The sequence below is a fragment of the Deferrisoma sp. genome (genome assembly GCF_054681715.1).
In genome coordinates, this window is record NZ_BAAHFQ010000173.1 from 1 (window position 1) to 5834 (window position 5834).

General features: G+C 67.5%; 4 protein-coding genes. All 4 read right to left on the reverse strand.

What is annotated here, in order from left to right; all coding sequences use genetic code 11:
• Nucleotides 1-180: 180 nt before the first annotated feature.
• Entirely contained in the window at nucleotides 181-1914 is a 1734-nt protein-coding gene (locus ACY0I8_RS15640; protein ID WP_461395482.1) for an acyl-CoA carboxylase subunit beta, read from the reverse strand.
• A gap of 287 nt (nucleotides 1915-2201) precedes the next feature.
• Nucleotides 2202-3629 (reverse strand): phospholipase D-like domain-containing protein, encoded by a 1428-nt coding sequence (gene cls / locus ACY0I8_RS15645; protein WP_459943191.1) that lies wholly within the window; start codon nucleotides 3627-3629, stop codon nucleotides 2202-2204.
• Nucleotides 3626-4378, reverse strand: a complete 753-nt coding sequence (gene ttcA, locus ACY0I8_RS15650) for a tRNA 2-thiocytidine biosynthesis protein TtcA (protein WP_459943192.1) — start codon at nucleotides 4376-4378, stop codon at nucleotides 3626-3628. Before ttcA ends, cls begins: the two co-directional genes overlap by 4 nt.
• Nucleotides 4378-5661 carry an NCS2 family permease gene (locus tag ACY0I8_RS15655; RefSeq protein WP_459943193.1) on the reverse strand — a complete coding sequence of 428 codons (1284 nt, stop codon included), beginning with the start codon at nucleotides 5659-5661 and terminating at the stop codon, nucleotides 4378-4380. Before ACY0I8_RS15655 ends, ttcA begins: the two co-directional genes overlap by 1 nt.
• Nucleotides 5662-5834 lie beyond the last annotated feature (173 nt).

The window sequence follows — 5834 nt, forward strand, 5'->3', positions numbered from 1 at the left end:
CGCACCCCTTAGACAGGCATTCGTCAATCATATCAAATGGTTGCACGGTGCATCGTAACAGATTTTTGTCCAAAAACCAATAACAGAGCTGGCGCAAAATCGTAAATTTTTCAAGTGGTTGCGATTTCCGGACGGACACTAGCTTCCCAGCTTCCTAGCCTTCTAGCCTCCCAGCCTTTCTCACCCCTTGATGATCCGCGGGGTGATCATCTGGTGGTGGGCGCAGATCGTTTTCGGGTGCTGGTAGGCCGCCCCGGCGAACGCCACCATGTACCGCCGGATGTCCGCGAACCGCACCACCTCGTCCACGAACCCCATCTTGGCGCAGTAGATCGGCCGGGACTTTTCGTAGTAGTCCTGGACGAGCTGGTTCATCTTCTCGATGACGGGCTGGATCGGTTTCCCGGCGTCGCGCTCCTTGACGAGGCGGCGGGCGTAGGTGGCCGCGGCCGCGGTTTCGCCGTGCATCACGTAGATCTCGGTGGTGGGGGTGCCCAGGGTGAACACGTTGTGGTTGTTGGCCGTGGGGCCCCCCATGATGTAGTGGGCCGCGGCCGTGCCTTTCCGGAGGACCACGAGCATCATGGGCACGTCGGTCTGTTCGATGGAGTAGATGAGCGACTGTCCCAGGCCCAGGAGTTCGGCCTTCTCCGCCAGATCGCCCACGTCGATGCCCGTGGTGTCCTGGAACCAGATGATCGGGACCCGGTCCCGGCCGCACAGGGTCACGAACTCGTTCATCTTGATGAGGCCCTGACGGTAAAGCTTGCCGCCGATGCCCGGGTAGTCGGCGTACTCCGGGTACCCCGGCGGCAGGAACCCCTGGCGGTTGCCGATCACCCCGCACAGGAACCCGTCCACCTTGACGAGCCCGCAGTACACCTCGGGACCGTAGTCGGGCCGGAACTCCATGTGCTCGCTGCCATCCACGAGCCGGGCCAGGACCTCCTCGAAGCTGTACGTCCGCTTCTGGTTGAACGGGATGATCCGCTCGATCTCCTCGGGCGAGAACTTGGGCGGTGCCGGTTCCGCCACCCGGAAGAACCGGGGGGCGTAGGCCGGCATCTCGCGCATGTGCTCCTTGATGATGTCGAGCACCGCGTACTCGGTGTCGGCCACGTACCGGAAAAACCCGGTGGCGTCGTGGTGGATCTCCACCCGGCCCGGGGGCACGGCCTTGAACTTCCGGGTCGCCTCGATCAGGGCCTCGCAGCCCTCCTCGTCGAAGTACCCCTTGGGGCTCATGCCGCTCACGATGCCGCCCCCGCCCACGGCCATGTTGGCGTCCTTGTGGGCCACGATGAGGGTGGGGCTGATGGCCTGGTACCCGCCGCCGGCGGGGTTCGTGCCGTATACGGCCGCGAGCACCGGGATCCCCAGCTTCTGGAGTTCCGCGTGGCGGAAGAACGTGGTGCCGCCGCCCCGTCGGTCGGGGTACACCAGGTGCTGTTCGTTGAGCTTCACGCCGCTACAGTTCACCAGCCACACGAGGGGCACGTTCAGGCGCTTGGCCATGTCGGTGACCCGGAGGATGTTTTCCGACTGACCCGGGATCCAGGCGCCGGCCAGCACCTTGTTGTCGAACCCGATCACCACGGCCCACTTGCCGGAGATCTTCGCGAGCCCGTCCACGACCCCGGTGGTGCCCTCTTCGTTCTCCTTGGGGTTGTAGAGCGTGTGGAGCGGGCACCAGGTGCCGGGGTCCACCAGGTACTCGAGACGCTGCCAGACCGTCAGTTGGCCCCGGTCGTTGATCTTCTTCTGGGGAATGCCGGCGTTCTTGACCCGCTCGACCTCCTGGGCGAGCTCGGCCTCGACCTTGCGGATCTCCTGGACGCTCTCCTCCGAGGCCTTCAGTTGGCGCTCGGAAAGGGGCTGACCGAACTCGGGCATCCTTTCGAAATACGGCCTCATGTCATCCTCCCGTTTTGGATCGTGAACGAGATACCCCTGGTCGGGGCGCTGCATGCAAGTTCTTTACCGGCGAGGCGGTCGGCGGTCCCCGGTCGTCGGTCTTCCGCTCGACGGCTTCCCGGGGTGCCGCGAATGGGCGGCAGTGTTCACCCGTGCCCGGGGCACACCCCGGATCTCCGAGGTGAAAATTGATCGGTCCCGGGGGAATTTCTGCGCCGGCCCGGCCCCCGTACCCGGACCCAGCGCACCGGCTTCCCAGCCCCCTCGCAGCCCGGCCGCGGGGCCACCTACAGCACCGGCGACAAGAGCCGGCACGCGGCCGTCACCACCCGGTGAGGCCAGGCGGCGGCGGCCACGTGGTTCGCGGTGAACCGGGTGGCCACGCGCCGGTCCGCAAGATACACCGCTTCGATCTGGGCCGCGAGGTCCGGAGAGAGCACGAGGAGGTTCACCTCGAAGTTGAGCCGGAACGACCGGATGTCCATGTTGGCCGACCCCAGCATGCCCCACCGGCCGTCCACCACCACGAGCTTCGAGTGGAGCATGCCCGGCTCGTAGCGGAACACCCGGACCCCGGCGTCGAGAAGGTCGGCCAGGAAGCTCTCCCCGGCCCGATCCACCAGGGGGTGGTCGGTGCGCTGGGGCACCAGGATCTCCACGTCCACCCCCCGGCGGGCCGCCGTGGCCAGCGCGGTCAGGATGGGTGCGTCGGGCACGAAGTAGGGGGTCTCGATCCAGACCCGCCGGCGGGCCGAAACGATGGCGTGGAACAGGGTCGCGTGGATCGCCCGGGCCGGGTCGTCGGGGCCGCTTGCCACCACCTGCACGGTGGCCGAACCGGCCGCCCGCTGGGGAGGGAACCGCTCGGGGGCCACCACGTCCTCGCCCGTGGCGAAGTGCCAGTCCTCGGCGAACACGTGGTGGAGTTGGTGGACGGCCGGACCCTCCACCCGAAGATGGGTGTCGCGCCAGGGGGGCTTTCGGGCCCACCGGCCCCGGTACTCGTCGCCGATGTTCACCCCCCCGGTGTAGGCCACCCGGCCGTCGACCACCGCTATCTTCCGGTGGTTGCGAAGATGGAGGACGCCGCCCCGGGCGAGGCCCCGTAGCGGCAGGAACCACCCCACCCGCCCGCCGGCGGCGGTCAGGGGTTCCAGGTGGGCCGCCGAGAGCTTCCGGGAACCCACCGCATCCAGGAGGAGTCGCACCTCCACCCCCTGGGCGGCTTTTCGTGCGAGGAGGTCCAGGAAGGCGAGGCCCGTCTCGTCGGGCTGCCAGATGTAGTACTCTAGATGCACGCACCGCTCGGCGTGGGAGATCGCCTGATGGAGATCGTCGTAGAGTTCGGCCACCCGGTCGAACACCCGAAGGGCGTTTCCGGTGGTGGGGAGCACGTGTGACGAGGCGATGGCCACCCGAAGGGTGTCGGCCGCCCCCAGGGGCAGATCCGGGGGCGGGGCGTGCACCAGGTGGGGCTCGATCGGCCGGTCGTCCGGGAGGATCTCCCCCGCCTTCCGGCGGCGCCGGCGCCACCGGCGTTCGATCCGGTCGGCGCCGAAGAGCAGGTAGAGGAGAACGCCCAACCCGGGCAGGAGCAGCACCGCCTGGAGCCAGGCGAGGGTCGCCACCGGATCCCGGCGCCGAAGCACCAGGTGGGCCCCACACGGAAGGGCGACCACCGCGTGGGCCGCGAGGAACACCCCCCAGTCGTTCACGGGCCGGCGCCCTCCAGAAGGTAGCCCCGGCGGACCCGTCCCAGGCTCGAGAGCATGCTGGCCTTGATGCCGGGGTGCTCGGCCTCGAGCTCACGAAGGAGCGCCTTGACCCGTTTTCGCTTCTGGTCCTCCACCCCGCACACCGGGCATCCGCAGCACACCACCGGAAACTCCCGGGCCAGGGCGTAGGCCCGGATGTCCTCCTCGAACACCCGGCACAGGGGCCGGATGACCACGTTCCGGCCGTCCTCGGCCGTGAGCCGGGGCGGCATGCTCTTGATCTCCCCGGTGAAGAACTGGCTCAGGAGCAGGGTCTCGATGAGATCGTCGGCGTGGTGGCCGAGGGCGATCTTCGTGTACCCCTCCCGCCGGCCGATCCCGTAGAGCACGCCGCGCCGGAGCCGCGAGCAAAAGGCGCAGTAGCTCGTGCCCGGGTGGCGTTTCGCCTCGACGATCTCGTAGATCCGGGAGGGCTCCACCCAGTGGCGAAATCCCTGCTCGCGGCAGTAGCGCTCGATGGGCTCGGTGCGAAACCCGGGGAACCCCGGGTGTACCGTGACCGCGTGGACCTCGAAGGGCACGGGGGCCCGGCGCCGCAGGGTTTCGAGCACGTGCAGGAGGGTCCAGGAGTCCTTGCCTCCCGACAGGGCCACCAGAACCCGGTCACCCTCCTCGATCATCCCGAACTCCGCGATGGCCTGGCCGGCCTTGCGGAGGATCTTCTTCTCCAGGAGGTCGAACCGCTGCATCAGACCAGGAGATCGATGAGCGAGAGCACCGCGATGCCCACGAGCACGGGGTTGAGATCGCCAAGCCGCCCGGTCAGGACCTTGAGCACCACGTACGCGAGGAACCCGAACAGAAGCCCGGTGGCGATGGAGTAGGTAAGCGGCATCAGGATGATCGTGAGAAACGCCGGCAGCGCCTCGTCGAACCGCTGGAAGTCGATCCGGTGGATGCCCCGGATCATGAAAAGGCCCACCATGATGAGCGCCGGGGCCGTGGCGAAGGGCGGCACGGCGCCGATGAGCGGGCTAAAAAAGAGGGCCAGGAGAAAGAGCGCGCCGGTGACCATGGCGGTGAGCCCGGTGCGGCCGCCCTCGGCCACCCCGGCCGCCGACTCGATGTAGGTGGTGGTGGTGGACGTGCCGAGCACCGACCCGAACACCGTGGCCAGCGCGTCGGCCGTGAGCATCCGGCCGATCCCGGGGATCTTCCCGTCCTCGGTGACCCGGCCGGCTTCGTAGGACACGGCGAGCATGGTGCCGAGGCTGTCGAAGAGGTCCACGAACATGAACGAAAAGATGGCGGCCCAGAGGGCGGGCCTCACGGCCGCCGCGATGTCCAGATGGAAGGCCACCGGGGCGGGGGACGCCGGGGCGGCCACCAGGGCCGACGGCGGGTCGGCGATGCCGAGCACGAACCCGGCCACGGCCGTGGCCAGGATGCCGATCAGGATCGAACCCTTGATCTTCCGCGACTCGAGGACGGCCATGAGCAAGAGCCCGCCGAGCCCGAGGAGCACCGAGGGGGTCAGTTCCCCGAGCCCCACGAGCACGGCGTCGTTTTTCACAATGAGCTTTAGGTTTTGCATCCCGATGAACGTGATGAAAAGCCCGATTCCCACGCTGGCCGCGAGCCGGAGGTTCGCCGGGATGCTCTCGATGATCCGCTCCCGGATGCCCACCCAGGTGAGGATCAGGAAGAACACCCCCGACAGGAACACCACCCCGAGCGCCGTCTGCCAGGGCACGTTCTGCCCGAGGCACAGGCTGAAGGCGAAGTAGGCGTTGAGCCCCATGCCCGGTGCCATCATGAACGGGGCGTTGGCCCAAAGCCCCATGAGCCAGGTCGCGAGTCCCGACACGAGGCAGGTCACCGTGATGAGCGCCGCCTTGTCCATGCCGGTGTTCGACAGGATCGCCGGGTTCACGAACACGATGTAGGCCGCCGTGAGGAAGGTGGTGATGCCGGCCATCACCTCGGTCTTCACGTCGGTCCGGTACTCCTTCAGCCGAAAAAAATCGCCCATGGTGGTCTCCTTGCGTGGGGCTGGCTGGAAAGCTATTAACCTGGTGGATAAATAGGCGCGGTTCTGGTATACTGCGCCCATGGACAAAATCGACGCTCGCAGCGTAGGCCGACCGGCCCAGCAGATGTTACGCCGCCAGGCGATCCGCTTGCGGAACGCCGGACGGACCTTCC